Genomic DNA, 22,089 nt, shown 5'->3' on the forward strand with positions numbered 1-22,089 from the left:
TCAGACCCGGACGCGGTCGCGCAGTTCGGCGAGCCGAGTGTCCCCGATGCCGCTGACCTCGAGCAGGTCGTCCACCGACGAGAACCCGCCGTGCTCCTCGCGCCACGCCAGGATGCGGGCCGCCAGCGCCGGACCGATGCCGGGCAGGGTCTCGAGCGTCGCCTGGTCGGCGGTGTTGAGGTCGACGACGTCCGCCCCGGGATCGACGCCGCCCGCGCCGCTGCTCCCGGCGATGCCACCGGCACTCGATCCCCCGCCACCCGAGCCCGCGGCACCCGGGCCACCAGTGCCCGGTACGTCCGGCCGCAGTGCTTCGGGCACCGCCGTCTCCCCCACCCGCGGGACGTACAGGCGTTCCCCGTCCACCACGGGGCGGGCCAGGTTGAGGCGGGCGAGGTCGGCATCCGCCGTGGCCCCACCGGCCTGCTGCAGCACGGCGTCCACGCGAGTGCCGACGGGGACCTCCACGACCCCGGCACGGACCACCGCGCCGAGCACGTACACGGACACCGCCGCCGCACTCGCCGACCCCGAGGGCGCTCCGACTCCGGCGGAGGGACCGACCGGTGCGCCCGTCGAGGCGGGGCCCGGCGAAACCCCTGTGCCGGCGCCGGGCGAAGGCCGTCCACCCGCCGTCGACGGCATGCTCGTGACCGTGACCCCGGCCGACGAGCGCGCACCGAGCGTCCCGATCGCGACGACCACCAGGGCAAGCGCGACCACCACCGCAGCCAGCACCACGGCAGCTCGCGGTGACAGCGCGAACCGGGACACCCACGACCCGGCGCCGGGCGGTTCAGGAGACGGAGCAGTCATGCCCGGCACGCTAGGTGCAAGGCGGGAACGGCAACGGCCCGACGGTCCCTCCTGTGGAGGACGCCGCCGGGCCGTCAGCTGGGGAGGACTCCCGTCATCCCTTTATCGCGATGTTCACGAGCTTCGGCGCCCGCACGATGACCTTGACGATCTCGCGGTCACCGATGTACCGCTGCACGTTCGCCGACGCACGCGCGAGCTGCTCGAGCTCGTCCGCCTCGATCGACTTCGACACCTCGAACGAGTCACGGACCTTGCCGTTGACCTGCACGACAGCCGTCAGGGTGTCCTGCACGAGCAGCGTCGGGTCGGCCTTCCGCCAGCCGTACGTGGCGACGGTGGCCTCGTAGCCCAGCTTCTCCCACATCTCCTCGCCCGTGTACGGCGCGAAGACGGCGAGGGCGAGGGCGATCGTCTCGACGGCCTCACGCACGGCCGGGTCACCGGCGCCGGGGCCGCTGTCGATCGCCTTGCGGGTGACGTTGACCAGGTCCATCAGTCGAGCGATCACGACGTTGAACTTGAACGCCTCCATCATCCCCGGTGCGTCGGCCAGGAACCGGTGGGTCACCTGCCGCAGGGCACGGTCGCCGTCCGCCCAGACCACGTCGGGTGCCGAGGTGACGTCGAGCGCCAGGCGGTAGGCGCGGGCGAGGAAGCGCGCGGACGCCGACGGCGACACGTCCTCCCAGTTGATGTCGTCCTCCGGCGGACCGGCGAAGCCCATCACCAGACGGATCGCGTCGACACCGTTCGCGTCGAGCTCGTCGCCGAGCGAGACACCGCCCTTCGACTTCGACATCTTCGAGCCACCGGACAGCACCATGCCCTGGTTGAGCAGCGCCGAGAACGGCTCGGTGAAGTCGAGGTAGCCGAGGTCGAACAGGACCTTCGTGACGAACCGCGCGTAGAGCAGGTGCAGGATCGCGTGCTCGATGCCGCCGATGTACTGGTCGACCGGCGCCCACTTCCGCGCGGCCTCCGGGTCGAACGCCTGCGTGTCGTCCTGCGCGGACAGGAAGCGCAGGAAGTACCACGACGAGTCGACGAACGTGTCCATCGTGTCGGTGTCGCGCGTCGCCGGGGTGCCGTCGACGGGGTTCGGCACGTTCACCCAGTCGGTCGCCCCACCGAGCGGCGAGGTGCCCTTCGGCTTCAGGTCGAGGCCCTCGGTCGACGGCAGGCGCACCGGCAGCTGGTCCATCGGGACCGGGTGCTCGGTGCCGTCGGCACCGTGGATGATCGGGATCGGGGTGCCCCAGAAGCGCTGGCGCGAGATCAGCCAGTCGCGCAGGCGGTAGGTCTTCGCGGCCCGACCGGTGCCGCGCTCCTCGAGCAGCGAGATCGCCGCGGTGATCGCGTGCTGCTTCGACATGCCGTCGAGCGGCCCGGAGTTGATCATGCGGCCCTGGCCGGTCAGCGCCTCGCCCGTCGACGCCGGGTCGAGCGCGGGGAGGTCCTCGAGCGTCGCGCCCTCGGGGATGACCGGGATCGCGCCGGTGACCGGCTGGTTCGTGTCGACGACGACCTTGACGGGCAGGCCGAAGGCCCGTGCGAAGTCGAGGTCGCGCTGGTCGTGCGCCGGGACCGCCATTACCGCTCCGTGCCCGTAGTCGGCGAGCACGTAGTCGGCGGCCCAGATCGGCAGGCGCTCCCCCGTCAGCGGGTGGATCGCGGAGCGGCCGAGCGGCACGCCGGTCTTCGGCCGGTCGGCGTTCTGCCGGTCGATCTCGGACGTCTTCTGGGTGGCGGTCAGGTAGTCGGCGAACGCAGAACGCACGGAGTCGTCAGCCGAGGCGACGAGCGATGCCGCCAGGTCGGAGTCCGGCGCCACGACCAGGAACGTCACCCCGTGGATCGTGTCCGGGCGCGTGGTGAACACGGTGACGGGCTCGTCGCGCCCCTCGATGACGAAGTCGACGTCGGCACCGACCGAGCGGCCGATCCAGTTGCGCTGTTGCGCGATGACCTTCGCCGGCCACCGCCCCTCGAGCTGGTTGAGGTCGTCGAGCAGCCGGTCGGCGTACTTCGTGATCGCGAAGTACCACTGCGTCAGCTTCTTCTTGACGACGACGGCACCGGAGCGGTCCGAGGTGCCGTCGGGCAGCACCTGCTCGTTCGCGAGCACGGTCTGGTCCACCGGGTCCCAGTTGACCCAGCTGTCCTTCCGGTAGGCCAGGCCCTTCTCGTACATCTTCAGGAACAGCCACTGGTTCCACTTGTAGTACTCGGGGTCCGACGTGTGGATCTCGGTCGTCCAGTCGAACGACGGCGCGTACCGCTTGAACGACGCCTTCTGCTGCTCGATGTTCGCGTACGTCCACTCGGCCGGGTCGACGCCGCGCTTGATCGCCGCGTTCTCGGCGGGCAGCCCGAAGGAGTCCCAGCCGATCGGGTGCAGGACGTTGAAGCCCTGCTGGCGCCAGTAGCGCGCGACGAAGTCACCGAGCGCCCAGTTCTCGGCGTGCCCCATGTGCAGGTCGCCGGACGGGTAGGGGAACATCTCGAGGATGTACTTGCGCGGGCGCGAGTCGTCGAGGTCGGTCGTGAAGAGCCCGAGCTCCTCCCAGCGGGGCTGCCACTTCTCCTGGATGCGGCGGAAGTCGTAGGCGTCCGGATCGACGGCGGGCTGCTCGCCGGAGTGTGCGGTGGAGTGCTCGGTGGTCACGATCACCAAGGGTACAAGGCCTGGAGGCCCGCCCCGGCCCCGCCGTCGGACCGTCCGTCCGGCGGGCGGTCACCGGGACGAGCGGGCGGTCACCGGGTCGAGCGGGCGGCTCCGTCGGTGACGAGACGCCCGTCGCGCATGCGCAGGGTCCGGTCGACGAGGTCGGCCGACACCGGCACGTGGGACACGACCAGGACCGTGCGGCCGGCCTGCCGCGCGGCACCGACGAGGTCGCGGAGCACGGCGTCGCCGAGGCCGGGGTCGACGCCGGCCGTCGGCTCGTCGAGCACCAGCACGGGGAAGGCGTGCAGCAGCGCCCGCGCGAGCGCGAGCCGGTGCGCCTGCCCCCCGGACAGCAGCCCACCGCGCTCCCCCACCGGGGCGTCGAGTCCGCCGCGCCCCGCGACCCAGGGGCCGAGCCCGACCCGGTCGAGCACGGCGGTGAGCTCGGCGTCGGTGGCGGTGTCGCGCGCGAAGAGCAGGTTCTGCCGCACGGACTGGTCGAACACGAACGGGTCCTGCTCCACGAGCCCGACCCGGGCACGCACCGCATCGGGGTGCATCGACCGGGCCTCGACCCCGTCGAGCGTGTAGGAACCCTCGTGCTCGACGAACCGCACCAGGGCGTCCACGAGCGTCGACTTCCCGGCACCGCTCGGGCCCTCGAGCACGACGACCTCGCCCGGGCGCAGGTCGAGTGACACCCGGTCGACCGCCGCCGCCGTCGCGCCGGGCCACCGCACGGTGACGTCCCGCAGCGCGAGGCGGACCGGCCCGCCGACGACGAGGTCCGACGGCTCGGCCGGCTCGTCCGGCTCCGGCACGATGCCGTCCGGCAGCGCCGCGGGGACGACCTGCTCGATCCGCTCGGCGGCGGCACGGACCCGTCGGAGCGTCAGGACGGCGAGCGGGACCCCGCCGACGACCTCGAAGAGTGCGAGGGGCACGAAGACGGCGAGCGCCCAGAGCGGCCCGTCCAGCGCACCGGACACGACGGCCGGAGCCCCGACCGCGAGCACCCCGACGACGGCGCCGCCGCCCACCAGCCCGACGAGGGCCCCGACGAGCGACTCGACGGTCGCACGGCGCCGGACGGCGCGGGTGACGCGGGCGTCGAGCGCGGCGATGGCCGCCAGGCGGTCGGGCAGGGTGCCGTACGCGGTGAACACGTCGAGGGTCCGGACGGTGTCGAGCACCAGGTCGGCCACGTGTCCGCGCTCGGCCGCCGTCTCACGGTCCGACCGGCGGGCGACCGCGAGCGTGGTGACCGTCCCGAGCAGCGCGGCGAGCGCGAGCGCGACGACGAGGACGACCGCCGCCGGCCACCAGACGACCGCGACCGCCACGACGGAGAGCAGGGCCACGACGCCCGCCGACACGAGCGGCCCGACGACCCGGATCGGCAGGTCCTGCAGCCGGTCCGTGTCGGTGACGAGCCGGGTCAGCAGGTCGCCGCGCCCGGTCGCCCCGAGCCCGGCCGGCGCGACCGAGGCGAGCCGTCGGTACATCTCGGTCCGCACGACGGCGAGCTGGCGGAACGACGCGTCGTGCCCGGCGAGCCGGTCGACGTAGCGCAGCGCGGCCCGGCCGAGGGCGAAGGCGCGCACCCCGACCATGACGAGCGTCAGGTACAGGATCGGTGGCTGCTCGGCCGCGCGGGTGATGAGGTAGCCGCTCGCGGCGAGGAGCGCCACCGCGCACACCGCACTGAGCGTGCCGGCGGCGACCGCCTTCGCCCACCCGGCCCCGTGGGGCAGGGCCAGTCGCAGGACGGACGTGGGACGGGCCTCCCGGCTCATGCGCGTGCCTCCTGGCGGTGCGTCACGGTCACGGCTCCCCCGGGGCGGAGGTCGACACGGACGTCCGCGGCGGCCAGCACGGCGGGGCGGTGGCTCGCCACCACCACGACCGCGCCGTCGGCCGCCAGCGACCGGACCGCGTCGACGACGGTGCGTTCCGCGTCGGCGTCGAGGGCCGAGGTCGGCTCGTCGAGCAGGACGAGCGGCGTGTGCGCGCGGCGGGCTCGGTACAGGGCCCGCGCGACGGCGACGCGCTGCGCCTGGCCGCCCGACAGGCCGGCTCCCCCGGGGCCGACCGGGAGGCTCGGCTCGACTCCCAGCCCCGCCTCGCCCAGTGCGCGGCGCACGTCGTGGTCGTCGGGTCGCGTGTGCAGGGCGACGTTCTCGGCGACCGTGCCGCGGACCAGGCGCGCGCGTTGGTCGGCCCAGGTCGTGCGCTCGGCGCGGCTCGCACCGGCCGGGCCGGGCACGGTCACCGCGCCGTCGTGCGCCAGGACGCCGCGGATCGCGGCGACCAGGCTGGACTTGCCGGAGCCGCTGGGGCCCGCGAGGGCGACGACGGTGCCGGGCGCTGCGCGCAGGTCGAGCGGGCCGACGACGACGTCGGGGCGACGGACGACCACGCCCTCGAGCACCAGGTCGGAGGCCGCGGCGGCGGTGTCGGACGTGTCGGCGCTGGTCGACGTGTCGCGTCCCCGGTCGTCGAGGACGTCGAGCACGGCAGCGGACGCCTCGACGCCGTCCTGGGCGGCGTGGAAGTCGGCACCGACCTGGCGGAGGGGCGCGAAGGCCTCCGGGGCGAGCACCAGGACGAACATCGCGGCGCCGAGGCCGAGCGAGCCGTCGACGAGTCGGACGCCGATCGACACCGCGACGAGGGCGACGGAGAGGCTCGCGGCGAGTTCGAGGGCGAAACCGCTGACGAACGACAGGCGCAGGACCCCGATGGTGCCGCGGCGGTACTCGTCGGTGACGGTGCCGATGCGGCCGACCTGGCGGCGGGCACGCCCGAAGACCTTGAGGGTCGCGAGGCCCTCGACCGCTTCGGTGAACGCGCTGCCGAGCCGGGTGAGCGCGTCCGACTGCCGCCGCTGGAGCGCCTGTGTCGCCAGGCCGATGAGCACCATGAAGACGGGGATCACCGGCATCGCGAGCACGATGACGACGGCACTCGTCACGTCGCCGAACCCGATCGCGACGAGGAGCACCGGCGTCGCGACGGCGGTGAGCGCGAGCTGCGGGACGTAGCGTCCGAAGTAGGCGTCGAGGGCGTCGAGCCCGGGGCCGAGGGCCGTCGCGAACCCGGCACTCGAGCGTTCGGCGAGCCAGGACGGCCCGCGCTCCGCCGCGCGGGCCAGGACGGTCGCGCGGAGCTCGCTCTTCACCGTCGCGCCGGCCCGCGCCGCGAGGTCGTCCGTCGCCCACGCCGCGACGGCACGGACCACGAACGCGGCGGCAAGCAGCGCGAGCGTCGGGACGAACGCGGCGGGGACCGCGCCGTCGGCGAGCCGACCGTCGCGCACCGCGTCGACGCCGAGCGTGACCGCCGTGGCGATCCCCCACGCGATGCCGATGGTCGCGAGCGTGCGGACCAGGCCCGTCGCCGCCGAGGCGACGACGGACCAGCGCGCGGCGCGCGACAGGCGGAGCAGACGGGGGTCGAGCGGCTTCACCGGGGTGCCTCCTAGTGCGCGGCCTGGTCGATCTGGGCACGCGAGACGCGCTTGCGGAACACCCAGTACGTCCAGGCCTGGTAGGCCAGCACGAGCGGCACGAAGATCAGCGCCACCCAGCTCATGACGGTCAGCGTGTACTGCCCGCTCGACGCGTTGGTGACGTTCAGGCTGTTCGCCGGGTCGTTCGAGGCGGGCATGACGTCCGGGAAGATCGCGGTGAACATCGCCAGGACCACCGCGGCGATCGTGACGGCCATCAGCGTGAAGGCACGGCCCTCCTTGCCCCAGGCGGTGCAGAGCACGGCGAGGACGAGCGCGAGCGCGGCGACGACCGAGAGCACGAGGCTGGCCGGGGTCGCTCGGACGAACGCCATCGCCACCAGGAACGCGGCGCCGACCACGATCGTCAGGACGCCCGCCCGGGTCGCCAGCCGCTTCGCCCGTAAACGGATGTCGCCCTCGGTCTTCAGCGCGACGAACACGACGCCGTGCGTGAAGAACACCAGCAGGGTCGCGAGCCCGGTCAGCAGCGCGAACGGGTTGAGCAGGTCGAGGAACGTGCCGGTGTAGTTGTGCCCGGCGTCCATCGGGATGCCCCGGACGACGTTGCCGAACGCGACGCCCCACAGGAACGCCGGGACGGCGCTGCCGACCACGATCATCAGGTCGAAGCGGCGCTTCCACTCCGGGTGCTTCCGCTGGTGGCGGTACTCGAACGACACCCCGCGGGCGATGAGCGCCACGAGGATGAGCAGGAGCGCGAGGTAGAACCCGGAGAACATCGTGGCGTACCACTCCGGGAAGGCCGCGAACAGGCAGGCGCCGGCGACGATGACCCAGGTCTCGTTGAGGTCCCAGACCGGGCCGATCGTGTTGATGAGGACTCGGCGGTCGGTGTCGTCCTTGCCGAGGAACGGCAGGGACATGCCGACGCCGAAGTCGAACCCGTCGAGGACGAAGTACCCGACGAAGAAGAGCCCGACGATCGCGAACCAGAGAACGGGCAGGTCCATCTCAGTACACCGTCACTTCGTGCTTGACCTCGCCGGTGGCCTCGTCGACCTCGGCAGGAGCGGCGGGGCCCTCCTGCGCGACCTTCTTGATGAGCCGGAACTCCACGACCGCGAGCGCGCCGTAGACCAGCGTGAACACGACCAGGGAGATGAGGACCTCGACCCCGGTGACGTTCGGTGAGACACCGTCCGCCGTGCGGAGCAGACCGAACACGAGCCACGGCTGGCGGCCCATCTCGGTGAAGACCCAGCCCATGACCATCGCGGCCATGGGGAGCGGGACCGTCCAGGTCGCGACGCGCCAGACCCAGCGCTGCGTCGGGAACCGGCCCTTGCGGGTCAGCCACAGGCCGACGACCGACACGAGCACCGCGCCGACCCCGAGGGCGATCATCCACCGGAACGACCAGTAGGTCACCCAGATGATCGGCTTGTAGTCGCCGGGGCCGTACACCTGCGTGTACTGCGCCTGCAGGTCGTTGATGCCCTCGACCGTACCGGTGAAGGTGTGCGTCGACAGGAACGACAGCAGGTACGGGATGCGGATCGAGAACAGCTCGTGCACACCGTCCGGGGTCCCGAGCGTGAAGATCGAGAAGGAGGCGTCCTTGCCCGTCGAGGTGTTGTAGAGCGCCTCGGCCGCGGCCATCTTCATCGGCTGGGTGTCGACCATCGTGAGTCCGAGCTGGTCACCGGACAGCACGGTCAGCGCGCCCGACGCGAGCATCGTCCACATGCCGAACTTGAGCGCCGGCATCATCGTCTCGAGGTTCTGGTTGCGGGCCAGGTGCCACGCGGCGACCGCGATGATCACCGAGGCCGCGACCATGAACGCGCCGAAGAGCGTGTGCGGGAAGGCGGCCAGCGCGACCTTGTTCGTCAGGACGGCCCAGATGTCGGTGAGCTCGGCGCGGCCCTTGGTCTCGTTGATCGCGAAGCCGACCGGGTGCTGCATGAAGGCGTTCGCCGCCAGGATGAAGTAGGCCGACATCATCGTGCCGACGCTGACGCACCAGATGCTCGCCAGGTGCAGGGCCCGCGGCAGGCGGTCCCAGCCGAAGATCCAGATGCCGATGAACGCCGCTTCGAAGAAGAACGCGAGGATGCCCTCGAGCGCGAGCGGGGCGCCGAAGACGTCCCCCACGAACCGCGAGTAGTTCGACCAGTTCATGCCGAACTGGAACTCCTGCACGATGCCGGTGACGACCCCCATCGCGAAGTTGATGAGGAAGATCCGCCCGAAGAAGCGGGTCAGCTGCAGGTAGTGCGCGCGTCCGGTCCGCACCCACGCGGACTGGAAGACGGCGACGACGAGCGCCATGCCGATCGTCAGCGGGACGAAGAGGAAGTGGTAGATCGTCGTCAGACCGAACTGCCACCGCGACAGGATCAGGGGATCGAGGATGTCGTTCATGCGGCGTGTCCGAGCCGGTCCGCCGCGCGCTGTTCGTGCACGAGAGATGCCTCTTCCAGGAGGAGGAACTGGTACTTGTCACCCCGTCGGGACACCTCCACGCTACCGGCCGGACACCTGCTTCGACAAGTTGTAGAGGCCACGTCTGCACGAACGTGCAGCGGCAGTGGTCGGCACAACCGTGCGGAACAGCAGTGCCGGTACGGCCACTCCACGAACGACGACAGGTGCCGGGCCGAAGCCCGACACCTGTCGTTCAGTCCTGGTCGGCGCCGAGCGCCGCCCGACTAGAGCAGACCCTCGTCCTGGAGGAACTGCTTCGCGATCTTCGAAGCCTTCTCCTTGTCCGTGACGCTCTTCTCGTTGAGCTCGATGAGCTTCTCGGTGGTGAGCTTCTCGTTCACCGAGTCGATCGCGTCGGCAGCCTTCTCGTCGACCTTGTCGGAGACGACCGGGATGACGTTCTGCGGCAGGATCAGGTTCTCCGGGTCCTTGAGCGAGACGAAGTCGTTCGCCTTGATGCTCGGGTCGGCGCTGTAGATGTCGGCGAGCTGGACGGTGCCGTCCTTGAGCGCCTTCACCGTCAGGGCGCCGCCGGAGTCCTCGACCGCCGTGAAGTCGACGTCCACGCCGTAGACCGACTTCAGGCCCTCGGGGCCGTACGGGCGGGTCTGGAACTCGGAGTTCGCACCGACGGTCAGCTTTTCCTTGACGTTCTTCAGGTCGGCCAGGCTCGTGACGTCGTTCTCCTCGGAGAACTGCTTCGTCACGGTGTAGCTGTCCTGGTCGGTGGCCTCGGCCTCGTCGAGGACGCGCAGCCCCTTCGGCAGGGCCTTCTCGAGACCCTCGTCGATCTGGTCGGCCGTCTTCGCCGTGGACTCCTTGTCGAAGTACTGCAGCAGGTTGCCGCTGTACTCCGGCATGACGTCGATCGCGCCCTTCTCGAGCTGCGGGATGTAGACCTCGCGCTGCCCGATGTTGAAGTTGCGCTGGACGGTGAAGCCGTCCTTCTCGAGCACCTGCGCGTAGAGCTCGGCGATGATCTCGTTCGAGTAGTACTGCTGCGAGCCGATGACGATCGTCTTCGAGTCGGAGGACGCGCTGGAGCCGCTGCTCAGCGGGTCACCAGACGAGCAGCCGGTCAGGGCTGCGGCGACGCCGAGTGCCGTTGCGGCGGCGAGGGCGACGCGGATCCGTGCTGTGATCACGATGGGTTTCCTTCCGGGATGGGATTGCGGGCTCGCTCGCGCGATCCCTGGCGCTGCCGCGCAGACGGGTCGAGGGTGCCCTTCGGCACGGACGCCCGCTGCAGTGCGGCGAACACGATCTCGAACGCGATCGCGAGCGCGATCACGAGGATGGACGCGCCGAGCATCTCGGCGTAGTCCTGGGTCTTGAGGCCGAGGAAGAAGTACCCGCCCAGGCCACCGGCGCCGACGTACGCGGCGAGGGTGGCGGTCGCGACGACCTGGAGCACGGCCGACCGGACGCCACCGATGAGGAGCGGCAGCCCGAGCGGGATCTCGACCTTCCAGAGGACCTGCCAGCCGGTCATGCCCTGGGCCTTCGCGGCGTCGATCGTCACCGGGTCGACGGACTCGATGCCCGCGTACGCGCCGGCGAGCACCGACGGCACGGCCAGGACCACGAGTGCCAGCAGCGGTGCCTCGAGTCCGATGCCGAGCAGCAGGCCGAACAGCGACAGCACACCGAGCGTCGGCAGGGCGCGGATGCCGCCGGACAGGGCGATCGACAGGCCGCGCGCCCGGCCGGTGTGGCCGATCGCGTACCCGATCGGGACCGCGATCACCGACGCGATGGCGACGGCGAGCAGGGTGATCCAGACGTGCTCCCAGAGCCGCCCGGGGATCGCGTTGAAGCCCGTGTAGTTGGCCGGGTCGAACACCCAGCCGAACGCCTGACCGATGATCACGAGGCCACCTCCGCACGCTGCAGGACCCGGCGCGCGGTGCGACGGCTCCGGGGCGCTCGACGCGTCCAGGGCATGACCAGCCGGCCGAGCAGCACGAGCAGGCCGTCGAGCGCGAAGGCGAGCACGAGCACCATGACGATGCCGGAGAGGATCTCCTCGGTGATGCCGCGTGCGAGGCCGTCGGTGAACAGCGACCCCAGGCTCCGGATGCCGAGCACGGCACCGACCGTCGTGAGCGAGATCGTCGAGACCGCGACGACGCGCAGCCCGGCGAGCAGCACGGGTCCGGCGAGCGGGAGCTCCACGCGGAAGAAGCGCTGCACGCCCGAGTAGCCCATCGCGGTGGACGCCGCCTTCGTGCCGGCGTCGACCGAGGTCAGGCCGTCCACCGTGGACCGGACCATGAGCGCGAGGCCGTAGATCGTCAGGCTGATGATCACGTTCACCGGGCTCTGCAGGCTCGTGCCGATGATGCTCGGCAGGGCGACGAAGAGCGCCAGCGACGGGATCGCGTACAGCAGGCCAGCGAAGGTCACGATGCCGCTGCCCACACCGGCTGCGAACCGCGATCCGCCCGGTCGCTGGAGGCGAACCACGACCCACCCGATCGGGATGGAGAGCAGGAAGCTGATGATGATCGGTGGGATCGCGATCGCGAGGTGCGCGATCGTGGCGTCACTGATCGTGTCGAGGTTCGACAGGATCCAGTTCACCGCGTTCCCCCACCCTGCGCCGGAGCACCCGGAGCGGTGTCACGCGCCCCGGCCTCTGCTGCCTGCGGCACTGCGGCTGCGGCGTCGACCACCTGGACCGGACCGGTGAGCACACCGGCCGCCCGTCCGTCACCGTCGACGACGATCGGTCCGGTCGGGGTCTGCTCGACGCGCAGGGCCCGCCGTCCACGCCCGGCCCCGATGAAGTTCGCGACGAAGTCGTCGGCGGGCTCGGCCAGGATCTCGGCCGGGGTACCGAGCTGTGCGATCTCGCCGCCCTTCTTGAGGATGACGACCTGGTCGCCGAGCTTGAACGCCTCGTCGATGTCGTGCGTGACGAAGACGACCGTCTTGCCGAGCTCGCGCTGCAGGCGGATGAGCTCGTCCTGCAGGTCGTTCCGGACCAGCGGGTCGACGGCACCGAACGGCTCGTCCATCAGCAGGACGTTCGGGTCGACGGCGAGACCGCGGGCGACACCGACGCGCTGCTGCTGGCCGCCGGACAGCTGCGAGGGGTACCGGTCCGCGAAGGCGCGGTCGAGACCGACGGTGTCCATCAGCTCGAGCGCTCGGGCACGGGCCTCGCCCCTCGAGACGCCCGTCAGCAGCGGCACGGTCGCGATGTTGTCCGCCACCTTGCGGTGGGGCAGCAGCCCGGCGTTCTGCATGACGTACCCGATGCGCCGACGGAGCTGCACGGGGTCGACCCCCGCGACGTCCTCGCCGTCGATCTCGACCGTCCCAGACGACGGGTCGACCATCCGGTTGATCATGCGGAGCAGGGTCGTCTTGCCGCAGCCACTGGAGCCGACGAAGACGGTGGTGGTCCGCGACGGGATGACGAGACTGAAGTCGTCGACCGCGTTGGTGCCGTCCGGGTACGTCTTGCGCACCGAGCGGAACTCGATCATGTGGGTGCCCTTCTGTTCGGAGGTAGCCCGACTCCGCACGAGCGTACCCGCGCATCGAGGACGGCGTTCGACCGTGACCCGTCATGACGGCTCGCGGACAACGACGCCCGCACTCCCTGTTCGGGAGCACGGGCGTCGGTGGATGGTCCGGTGCGTCGGCCGGGCGCGTCGCGCGCAGGCCGACCGCGGCTCAGGCGGCCGCTGCGACCGCCTCGAGGTGCGCACGGCTCATCGTGCGGTACTCCTCGATGAGCGCGGTGTCGGGAGCGGACCGGTCGCGCAGCGCCCGGGCGATCACGGCGTGCGCGGACTCGGCCAGCACGACCCAGGCGCGCTCCGGACGCTCGCCGAGCGGGTAGCCGAAGCGGTCGTGCAGGACCTGCGCGACGGCCGCCCCCAGCGCGGCCATGCGGTCCTCGGCGTCACCGGTGCCGGTGTCCGCGGGGTCGCCGAAGCGGATCGCGCGGAAGCCCGGCTCCGAGCGGTACATCTCGACGGTCGCGTCGATGAGCGCGTCGTGCGCGTCCTGCCACGTTGTGGCGTCGCTCTCGTCGAGGGCGGTGAGGAAGCGTTCGGCGAGTCGCTGCGTGCTCCGGATCGCCAGCGCCTCGACCACGGCGATGCGGTCCGGGAAGTACCGGTAGACCGTGCCGATCGACGCCCCCGCGCGCTCGGCGACCATCGCGGTGGTCAGCCGTTCGAAGCCGATCTCGTCGATCACGGCCGCCGCGGCGTCGAGGAGTCCCGCGAGGCGCGCCGAACTGCGGGCTTGGACCGGCTCGTTCCTGAGCAGTGATGATCCCCCCGGCAGTGCGTTCGATACCTCGGTGACGAGCACGTGTTCTCCTCTTGCACTCCTGTCGGAGCGCGGTCATGTGGGAAGTGACGGGAAGGACTCTGGCACAGACCGGCTGGAACATCGCTGCGACTCACCCCGTTCCGGTCGTCCGCCGACCGCCGCCGACGTCGCCCGCGTGGAAGGATGGAGTCATGCCCGACCCGACGCCCCACGAGCCGTCGTTGGCCGAACCGATCCTCCACCGGGCCGCCCGGATCGAGGACGCCGTCCAGGAGTTCCGCGAGCACCGGGCGCGACGGCGCGGCCTCGTGCCGACCGTGATCCCCTACACGGGCTACGGCGCACCGGGCTGGATCCGCGTGCTCTGCCGGGTGCTGCTGACCCGTCGTGGTCTGGCGTCCGACGCCTCGTACTACGGCGTGCGCGGCTGGCGGAGCTTCACGAGCGTCGCCGTCGACGACGCCGAGGTCACCGTGACGGCCGGTGGCACGACCCACGTGGTGCAGTCCGACCGTGGCGGCGTGGTCGACGTGAAGGTCCCGATCGACCTCGAACCCGGATGGCAGACGGTGCGGCTTTCGGCCGGTGGGATGCGCGACGTCGAGGCCGACGTCTTCATCGTCGACCCGGACACACGCTTCGGCCTGCTCTCCGACATCGACGACACCGTCATGGTGACGTCGCTCCCCCGTCCGATGCTCGCGGCGTGGAACTCGTTCGTCCTGACCGAGCACGCCCGCCGCCCCGTCCCGGGGATGTCCGTGCTCTACGAGCGCGTCCTCGCGCAGCACCCCGGCGCGCCCACCGTGTACCTCTCGACGGGCGCGTGGAACGTGGCACCGACGCTGCAGCGCTTCCTGACGCGGAACATGTACCCGTCGGGCACGCTCCTGCTGACGGACTGGGGCCCGACCCACGACCGGTTCTTCCGGAGCGGTCAGCTCCACAAGCAGGAGAACCTCCGGCGGCTCGCCAGCGACTTCCCGGACGTGCAGTGGCTGTTGGTCGGTGACGACGGGCAGCACGACGAGAGCCTCTACGGCGAGTTCGCTCGCGAGCACCCGGAGAACGTCGCCGGTGTCGCGATCCGCCAGCTGTCCACGAGCGAGGCGGTCCTCGCCGGTGGCCGCTCGCGCGCGCAGGAGCGCACGCGCGCCGGTTCCGCTCCGTGGGTGTACGCCCCGGACGGTGCCGGCATGTGGTCGGAACTCGACCGCGTCGGTCTCGTCGACGCCGACCCGTCCGCGCCGCTCTGATCCCTGCACAGGCAGCTCCGACGGCTGCGCTGTGCACACCTTCAGCGCCGTAGGGCCGCACGACGGCCGCCGGTGCCAGGATCGAGCCATGAGCACCGCGACCCCGCCGAACCGCATCGAGGACCACGCCCTCATCGGCGACACCCACACGGCCGCCCTGGTCGGCCGCGACGGGACGATCGACTGGGCGTGCCTGCCGCGCTTCGACAGCCCGTCGACGTTCGCATCGCTGCTCGGCACCGAGGACCACGGGCACTGGTCGCTCCGCCCCACCGACCCTGATGCCACGAGCACGCGGCACCACCACCCGGACACCCTCGTGCTCTCCACCGTGTGGACGACGTCGACCGGCGTCGTCGAGGTCACCGACCTCATGCCGATCGGCGCCCACCGCGCGGCGATCGTCCGTCGGGTCCGCGGGCTGCGGGGCTCCGTGGAGGTCGAACAGTCGCTCCGCATCCGCTTCGACTACGCCCGTGCGCTCCCCTGGGTCCGCCAGATCGGCGGCGACGAGGACCCCGCGCTCCTGGCGACCGCCGGCCCGGGCTCCGTCGTCGTCCGCGGCGTCCGCTTCCGGGCCGACGACCACCGGCACACCCACACCGTCACCGTGCACGACGGCGACGTCGTCGACACGGTGCTCACGTGGTACCCGTCGCACCGCGAGCCGCCGGAGCCGCTCGACGTCGACGCCGCCCTGCAGGCGACGGAACGCTGGTGGCGCGACTGGATGGCGACCGCGCACACCGAGGGCCCGTACGCCGAGGCGAGCCGACGCTCCCTGTTGCTGCTCCGCGCGATGACCCACGGACAGACCGGCGGCGTCGTGGCGGCCGCGACCACGAGCCTCCCGGAGGACCCGGGTGGCGAACGCAACTGGGACTACCGCTACGTCTGGCTCCGGGACGCGTCCCTCGCACTCGCGTCGCTCATCGCCCACGGGTACCGGGACGAGGCGATGCACTGGCGGGGGTGGTTGCTCCGCGCGATCGCCGGCGACCCGGCCGACGTGCAGATCATGTACGGCATCGCCGGCGAACGCGAACTCCCCGAACGCACGCTCGACGAGCTCCCCGGCTACCTCGACTCGACGCCGGTGCGGCTCGGCAACGGTGCGTCGACGCAGTACCAGGGCGACGTCTTCGGCGAGGTCCTGGCCGCGCTGCACGACGCCCGCGAGCTCGGCGTCGAGGAGAACGCCGACTCGTGGGCGCTGCAGCGTGCCCTGCTCGGGTACGTCGAGGAGCACTGGCAGCAGCCGGACAACGGCATCTGGGAGATGCGCGGGCCGCGGCGGCACTTCACGCACTCGCGCGCGATGATCTGGGCGGCCTTCGACCGCGGGGTCGCCGCCGTCGAGGAGTTCGGTCTCGAGGGCCCGGTCGATCGCTGGCGCCACCTCCGCGACGAGGTCCGCGCCGAGATCGAGGAGCACGGCTGGAACGCCGAGCGCGGCAGCTACCGGCAGCACTACGACACCGACGAGGTCGACGCGAGCCTGCTCGTCCTGCCGCAGATCGGGTACGTGCACGCCGACGACCCGAGGATGACGGGGACGGTCGCGGCGATCGAACAGGACCTGCGCGTGGACGACCACGGCCTCGTGCTGCGGTACCGGACCACGTCGGGCTTCGACGGGCTGTCCGGCAGCGAGCACCCGTTCCTCGCGTGCTCCTTCTGGCTCGTCGAGCAGTACGCCGCCTCCGGACGCGTCGAGGACGCCGAACGCCTGATGGACGTGCTCGTCGGGTACACGAACGACGTCGGCATGCTCTCGGAGGAGATCGACGTCGCCACCGGCCACCACATCGGGAACACCCCGCAGGTGCTCTCCCACCTGACGCTCGTGTCCGCGGCCGACGCGATCGCCCGCGCACGCGGCACCTCGTCGGGTCACCGGACGCGACTCGCCGTGCACGACGGGGGCACGCGCTCCTGGACCGGCGGCGGCCGTCGGGCCGGCGCCCCCTCCTGAGGAACCCGCTCGCGCACCGCGGTCTCGTGCTCGGCCGTCTCGCGCGAAGGAGGCAGTTCCGCGTGAGGGAGGCCGTTCCGCGCAACGGGGACCGTTCCGCGCAAGGGAGGCCGTTTGTTCCTGCTTCCGATGCACGGATCGGTCGTCCAGGTCGCGGGCGATGGGCAGCAACCCCGCCGCGGTGACGGAGACACGGCGGACGGACGGACGGGAGGCACGGTGCCAGCTGGCACCGTGCCTCCCGTCCGTCAGGTGGCTCCGTCAGGAGGCGGCGTCCGTCAGGACGACGACTCCCAGTCCGCCGGGCCGCGCGAACCCGCGCGGTACTCCTCGAGCGGGACGTCGCCCGACTTCCAGGCGTCCACGACCGGCTCGACGATCTCCCAGCAGCGCTCCGCCACGTCACCGCGGATCGAGAGCAGCGGGTCGTCGTGGAAGATGCCGTTGAGGACCTCGCCGTACGGGGTGAGCTCGCCGTCGTCGAAGGACGACGACAGCGTGACCTGCCCCATCTCGAACGGGTTGCCGCCCCCGTTCGCCGACACGCTCAGCTCGATCTCGTCCGGGTTGAGGACGATGCGCAGCGTGTCCGCCTTCGGCCGACCGGACAGACCGGAGGGCAGGCGCGTGACGGGCTTGAAGGTGATGAGGACCTCCTTGCGGCTCGCGCCGAGCGCCTTGCCGGACCGGAGGGTGAAGGGCACGCCCTTCCAGCGGGCGGTGTCCACCTCGACCTGGATCTCGGCGAGCGTCTCCGTCTCGCGCGACTTGTCGACGCCGTCCTCGTCCTGGTACGACGGCAGTTCCTTGCCGTCGATCGTGCCGGCCGTGTAGACGGCGCGGCGCGAGGCGATCTTCGGGTCGTCGCCCTTGAGGCGGGTCGACCGCAGGACACGGGCGAGCGACGAGCGGAACTCGACGGCGTCGATGGCAGCCGGGGCGTCCATCGTCACGAGGCCGAGGATCTGCAGCAGGTGCGACTGGATCATGTCGACCAGGGCGCCGGCCTCGTCGTAGTACTGCGCGCGGTTCTCGAGCCCGAGCGTCTCGTCGTAGAAGACGTCGACCTTCTCGATGTTGTCCGCGTTCCAGATCGGCTCGAACAGACGGTTCGCGAAGCGCAGACCGATGATGTTCAGGACCGTCGTGCGACCGAGGAAGTGGTCGGTGCGGTGCACGCGCTCCTCGGGGACGAGCTCGAGCACGGTCTTGTTCAGGGCCTCGGCGCTGGCGACGTCGGTGCCGAAGGGCTTCTCGAACGCCAGGGTCGTACCCTCGGGCAGCTCGACGCCCTGCAGCGCCTCGCAGATGTCCGACGCGATCTGCGGCGGCAGCGCGAAGTACAGGATGGGCTCGGCCTCGGCCGCGTCGAGCAGCGCCTTGAGGTGCTCGGGGTCGGTCGGGTCGCCCTGGATGAAGGTCGTGGACTCGAGGGTCGCGTCGACCTCGGGACCCTTGACGTCCTGCGACGCGAAGGACTTCGTGACGACGTCCTTCCACTGCTCTGCGCTGCGGGCGCTGCGGCCCGTGCCGATCAGCTGGACGGGGACCGCTCGACCGCTCTGCAGGAACGTTCCGAGTCCCGGGAGCAGCAGGCGGGAGGCGAGGTCGCCCGTCGCGCCGAAGATGATGAGGGTGCGCTTGTCGGTCACCGGAGGTGAGTCCTTTCGCTGTGGTTGCGGGGTCCGCACGGGTCAAGCCGCGTGCGGGCCGGTTGATTCCCTGTTGTTCCGGGATACCCGCTGCGGGCCGAGAGCTCGGTCCGGGTGGGGTACGGGCCCCGGACGCACCTCGGGCGGCACCGGATGTGGTGCCGCCCGAGGTGTCAGGTGGATCGGATCAGTGTCCGAAGTTGCCGCGGTAGTACTCGTAGACCCAGCCGACGAGCGTGACGGTCACGAGCGCGAGCCCGATCGGCACGATCCACAGGCCGGCCGCGAGGCCGAGGAAGCAGATCGCCGTCGAACCCGCGAGCAGGATCGGCCACCACGACCACGGGCTGAAGTGCCCGAGCTCGGCGTCGCCGTCCTCGATGTTCGCGTCCGGACGGTCCTCGGGGAGGACGCCGCCCTGCGACGACATCACCTTGCCGAGGTAGAACGCGATGAACGCGGACATGATCCCGGTGAGGCCGATCGCCACGGTGCCCACCCACTCCGGGCTGCCGTAGTAGATCAGCGCCCAGATGGTGTACGCAGCATCCGCGAGGATGAAGAAGACGAACAGGATCCAGAACAGGTTGGTGTTGGCGCGCATCGCCTTACTTCACCTCGCCCTTCGCGGCGTCGTAGGTCGGGGCATCCGGGGCGTCCTTCGCCGGACCCACACCGATCGGCACACCGGCCTCGGGGTGGTTCAGGTCGAACGCCGGGGACTCGGAACGGATCCGCGGGATGGAGGTGAAGTTGTGGCGCGGCGGCGGGCAGCTGGTCGCCCACTCGAGCGAGCGGCCGTAGCCCCACGGGTCGTTCACGGCGACCTTCGGTGCGTTCCGGGCGGTCACGTAGACGTTGAAGATGAACGGCAGGAACGAGATCGCGAGGATCATCGAGCCGATCGTCGACAGCTGGTTCATCCAGGTGAACCCGTCGTTCGGCAGGTAGGTCGCGTAGCGACGCGGCATGCCGATGACGCCCAGCCAGTGCTGGATGAGGAACGTCGTGTGGAAGCCGATGAACAGCAGCCAGAAGTGGATCTTGCCGAGGCGCTCGTTGAGCATGCGACCCGTCCACTTCGGCCACCAGAAGTAGAAGCCGGAGAACATCGCGAACACGACGGTGCCGAAGACCACGTAGTGGAAGTGCGCGACGACGAAGTACGAGTCGGACACGTGGAAGTCGAGCGGCGGCGACGCCAGGATCACACCGGTGAGACCACCGAACGTGAAGGTGATGAGGAAGCCGACGGCCCAGAGCAGCGGGGTCTCGAACGTGACCGAACCGCGCCACATGGTGCCGACCCAGTTGAAGATCTTCACGCCGGTCGGGACCGCGATGAGCATCGTCATGAGCGAGAACCACGGGAGCAGGACGCCACCGGTGACGTACATGTGGTGCGCCCACACCGTGACAGACAGGGCCGCGATGGAGATGGTCGCGTAGACGAGGGTCTTGTACCCGAAGATCGGCTTGCGGCTGAAGACCGGGAAGACCTCGGAGACGATGCCGAAGAACGGCAGCGCGATGATGTAGACCTCGGGGTGGCCGAAGAACCAGAACAGGTGCTGCCAGAGCAGGGCACCGCCGTTGGCCGGGTTGTAGATCTGCGCGTCGAACACGCGGTCGAGGCCGAGGCCGAAGAGCGCGGCGGCGAGGACCGGGAAGGCCATCAGCACGAGCAGCGACGTCACGAGGGTGTTCCACGTGAAGATCGACATGCGGAACATCGTCATGCCCGGCGCACGCATCGTGATGATCGTCGTGATGAAGTTCACCGCGCCGAGGATCGTCGAGAAGCCGGTCATGCCGAGGCCGAACACCCAGAGCGTCCCACCCAGACCCGGTGTGAACGTCGTGTCGCTCAGTGGCGCGTAGGCGAACCAACCGAAGGACGCGGCGCCCTGCGGGGTGAGGAAGCCACCGACGGCGATGAGCGAGCCGAACAGGTACAGCCAGAAGGCGAACCCGTTCAGACGCGGGAAGGCCACGTCCGGCGCACCGATCTGCAGCGGCATGATCGCGTTCGCGAAGCCCGAGAAGAGCGGCGTCGCGAACATCAGCAGCATGATCGTGCCGTGCATGGTGAAGAGCTGGTTGTACTGCTCCTTCGTCTCGACCACGTGCAGGCCGGGTTCGAAGAGCTGCGCACGGATCACGAGCGCCATGACGCCCGCGAGCAGGAAGAAGACGAACGACGCGATCAGGTACATGTACCCGATGGTCTTGTGGTCGGTGGAGGTGATCCACCGGACGATGATGTTGCCCTTCCGACCGACCTTGGACGCCTGGAAGTCCGGCGTCGTCGGCGCTGTCGGCTGGCCGACGAGTGACGTTGTCATCTGACGGACCCCTACTTGTTCTCGCTCGACGCCTCGACCGGCGCCTGGTTGTTCGGTTCGTTCGTGTTGGTGTCGTACTCGTTGCCGAGGAGACCGACCTTGCCCTGCTCGCGCAGCGTGTCGAGGTACTGCTGGTACTCGGAGTCCGAGACGACCTTCACCTGGAAGAGCATCAGGGAGTGGTACTCACCGCAGAGCTCGGCACACTTGCCCTGGTAGGTGCCTTCCTTCTGCGGGATGAAGTACTCGTAGTTGGTCTTGCCCGGGAGCATGTCCTTCTTGTACAGGAAGTCGATGACCCAGAAGGAGTGGTCGACGTCGCGCGAGGAGAGCTCGATCTCGACCTTCTTGCCGACCGGCAGGTAGAGCGTCGGGAGCTGCGACTCGTCGATCGCGCCGTCGCCGTTCTCTTCTTCCTGGGCCTGGATGCCCTGGTAGTAGACGCTGTCCTTCGGGTTGTCCTTGTCGATGTAGTTGAAGTCCCAGGCCCAGCGCTTGCCGTACACGTGGATCGTGGCGTCCGGGTCGTCGAACGGCTTCTCGATCGCCGACTGGTCCTTCGCTGTGAAGGCGAAGAAGCCGAGCACAAGGATGAGCGGCACGATCGTGTAGAAGATCTCGAGCGGCATGTTGTACCGCATCTGCACCGGCAGGCCCGTCTGGCCCTTGCGGCGACGGTAGACGATCGCCGCCCAGATGATCAGGCCCCACACGATGAGACCGACCGCGAGCAGGACGATCCAGCTGGTGGTCCACAGGCCGACGACGCGGCTCGTGTGGTTCGTGACGTCCTTCGTCTCCTCGGTCCCGGGGAGCCATCCGTTCATCTGCTGCTGCGTGCAGCCAGCCAGTGCGATGACCAGACCGACGGCCACCGGGACGGCCGCCCAACGTATACGGCGATTCGAACGCACTGTTACCTCTCGGAAGACGTTGCTGGAGACCGGCCGAGCGGACGTGATGTGCACGGTTGCGTGCACTGAGGCCGCTCATTGCTGGTTCCCAGCTTGGTTGGAACACTCCTAGCTTACTCGCAGCCGGTGACGTCTCGCGCACACCGGGCGCGGTCCGGCGCGTGATCGACGACCGCCTCGCGCAGCTTTCCCCCGGTCGTGCGGC

General features: G+C 70.4%; 17 protein-coding genes. 2 read left to right on the forward strand and 15 right to left on the reverse strand.

The genetic code is table 11. From position 1 onward, the window contains the following. The 11 genes from ACIPEQ_RS03335 to ACIPEQ_RS03385 form a co-directional block, all read right to left on the reverse strand. Positions 1–816, reverse strand: coding sequence for a helix-hairpin-helix domain-containing protein (locus ACIPEQ_RS03335; protein ID WP_402714050.1), 816 nt, complete (start codon positions 814–816; stop codon positions 1–3). 94 nt (positions 817–910) lie between these two features. Continuing rightward, on the reverse strand, positions 911–3,484 hold the full coding sequence (gene leuS, locus ACIPEQ_RS03340; protein WP_402714051.1) for a leucine--tRNA ligase: 2,574 nt from the start codon (positions 3,482–3,484) through the stop codon (positions 911–913). Between the two features lie 89 nt (positions 3,485–3,573). Beyond that, positions 3,574–5,283 (reverse strand): thiol reductant ABC exporter subunit CydC, encoded by a 1,710-nt coding sequence (gene cydC, locus ACIPEQ_RS03345; protein WP_402714052.1) that lies wholly within the window; start codon positions 5,281–5,283, stop codon positions 3,574–3,576. Beyond that, entirely contained in the window at positions 5,280–6,956 is a 1,677-nt protein-coding gene (gene cydD / locus ACIPEQ_RS03350) for a thiol reductant ABC exporter subunit CydD (RefSeq protein WP_402714053.1), read from the reverse strand. The genes cydC and cydD overlap by 4 nt, the downstream gene beginning before the upstream one ends. An 11-nt stretch (positions 6,957–6,967) precedes the next feature. Then, a complete protein-coding gene (gene cydB, locus ACIPEQ_RS03355) occupies positions 6,968–7,972 on the reverse strand; it encodes a cytochrome d ubiquinol oxidase subunit II (protein ID WP_402714054.1) in 1,005 nt (334 codons plus the stop codon). A 1-nt stretch (position 7,973) separates the two neighbouring features. After that, positions 7,974–9,386 carry a cytochrome ubiquinol oxidase subunit I gene (locus ACIPEQ_RS03360; RefSeq protein WP_402714055.1) on the reverse strand — a complete coding sequence of 471 codons (1,413 nt, stop codon included), beginning with the start codon at positions 9,384–9,386 and terminating at the stop codon, positions 7,974–7,976. A 287-nt stretch (positions 9,387–9,673) separates the two neighbouring features. After that, positions 9,674–10,594, reverse strand: coding sequence for an ABC transporter substrate-binding protein (locus tag ACIPEQ_RS03365; protein ID WP_402714056.1), 921 nt, complete (start codon positions 10,592–10,594; stop codon positions 9,674–9,676). Further along, positions 10,591–11,319 carry an ABC transporter permease gene (locus tag ACIPEQ_RS03370; RefSeq protein ID WP_126891206.1) on the reverse strand — a complete coding sequence of 243 codons (729 nt, stop codon included), beginning with the start codon at positions 11,317–11,319 and terminating at the stop codon, positions 10,591–10,593. The genes ACIPEQ_RS03365 and ACIPEQ_RS03370 overlap by 4 nt, the downstream gene beginning before the upstream one ends. After that, a complete protein-coding gene (locus ACIPEQ_RS03375; protein WP_209824757.1) occupies positions 11,316–12,032 on the reverse strand; it encodes an ABC transporter permease subunit in 717 nt (238 codons plus the stop codon). The genes ACIPEQ_RS03370 and ACIPEQ_RS03375 overlap by 4 nt, the downstream gene beginning before the upstream one ends. Further along, complete coding sequence (locus tag ACIPEQ_RS03380; protein WP_402714057.1) at positions 12,029–12,943, reverse strand: ABC transporter ATP-binding protein; 915 nt, start codon at positions 12,941–12,943, stop codon at positions 12,029–12,031. Before ACIPEQ_RS03380 ends, ACIPEQ_RS03375 begins: the two co-directional genes overlap by 4 nt. A 190-nt stretch (positions 12,944–13,133) precedes the next feature. Next, positions 13,134–13,781, reverse strand: a complete 648-nt coding sequence (locus ACIPEQ_RS03385; protein ID WP_126891203.1) for a TetR/AcrR family transcriptional regulator — start codon at positions 13,779–13,781, stop codon at positions 13,134–13,136. Between the two features lie 152 nt (positions 13,782–13,933). On the opposite strand from ACIPEQ_RS03385, the gene ACIPEQ_RS03390 reads away from it, so the two are divergent. Next, on the forward strand, positions 13,934–14,998 hold the full coding sequence (locus ACIPEQ_RS03390) for an App1 family protein (RefSeq protein WP_209676810.1): 1,065 nt from the start codon (positions 13,934–13,936) through the stop codon (positions 14,996–14,998). 88 nt (positions 14,999–15,086) lie between these two features. Next, positions 15,087–16,973: a glycoside hydrolase family 15 protein gene (locus ACIPEQ_RS03395; protein ID WP_402714058.1), complete on the forward strand. Its 1,887-nt coding sequence runs from the start codon at positions 15,087–15,089 to the stop codon at positions 16,971–16,973. A gap of 278 nt (positions 16,974–17,251) precedes the next feature. Here the strand turns inward: ACIPEQ_RS03395 and ACIPEQ_RS03400 are convergent, their stop codons facing one another. The 4 genes from ACIPEQ_RS03400 to coxB all read right to left on the reverse strand — a co-directional run bounded on the left by ACIPEQ_RS03400 (position 17,252) and on the right by coxB (position 21,884). Further along, complete coding sequence (locus ACIPEQ_RS03400) at positions 17,252–18,625, reverse strand: glucose-6-phosphate dehydrogenase (RefSeq protein WP_126891200.1); 1,374 nt, start codon at positions 18,623–18,625, stop codon at positions 17,252–17,254. A gap of 187 nt (positions 18,626–18,812) precedes the next feature. Further along, entirely contained in the window at positions 18,813–19,229 is a 417-nt protein-coding gene (locus ACIPEQ_RS03405) for a cytochrome c oxidase subunit 4 (protein ID WP_402714059.1), read from the reverse strand. A gap of 4 nt (positions 19,230–19,233) precedes the next feature. Beyond that, positions 19,234–20,970, reverse strand: coding sequence for a cytochrome c oxidase subunit I (gene ctaD / locus ACIPEQ_RS03410; RefSeq protein WP_066653797.1), 1,737 nt, complete (start codon positions 20,968–20,970; stop codon positions 19,234–19,236). Between the two features lie 11 nt (positions 20,971–20,981). Further along, positions 20,982–21,884 (reverse strand): cytochrome c oxidase subunit II, encoded by a 903-nt coding sequence (coxB, locus tag ACIPEQ_RS03415; RefSeq protein ID WP_126891198.1) that lies wholly within the window; start codon positions 21,882–21,884, stop codon positions 20,982–20,984. Between the last annotated feature and the right edge of the window lie 205 nt (positions 21,885–22,089).

Origin of the sequence: Curtobacterium sp. NPDC087080, from assembly GCF_044745105.1 — a bacterium.
Lineage (GTDB): Bacteria > Actinomycetota > Actinomycetes > Actinomycetales > Microbacteriaceae > Curtobacterium.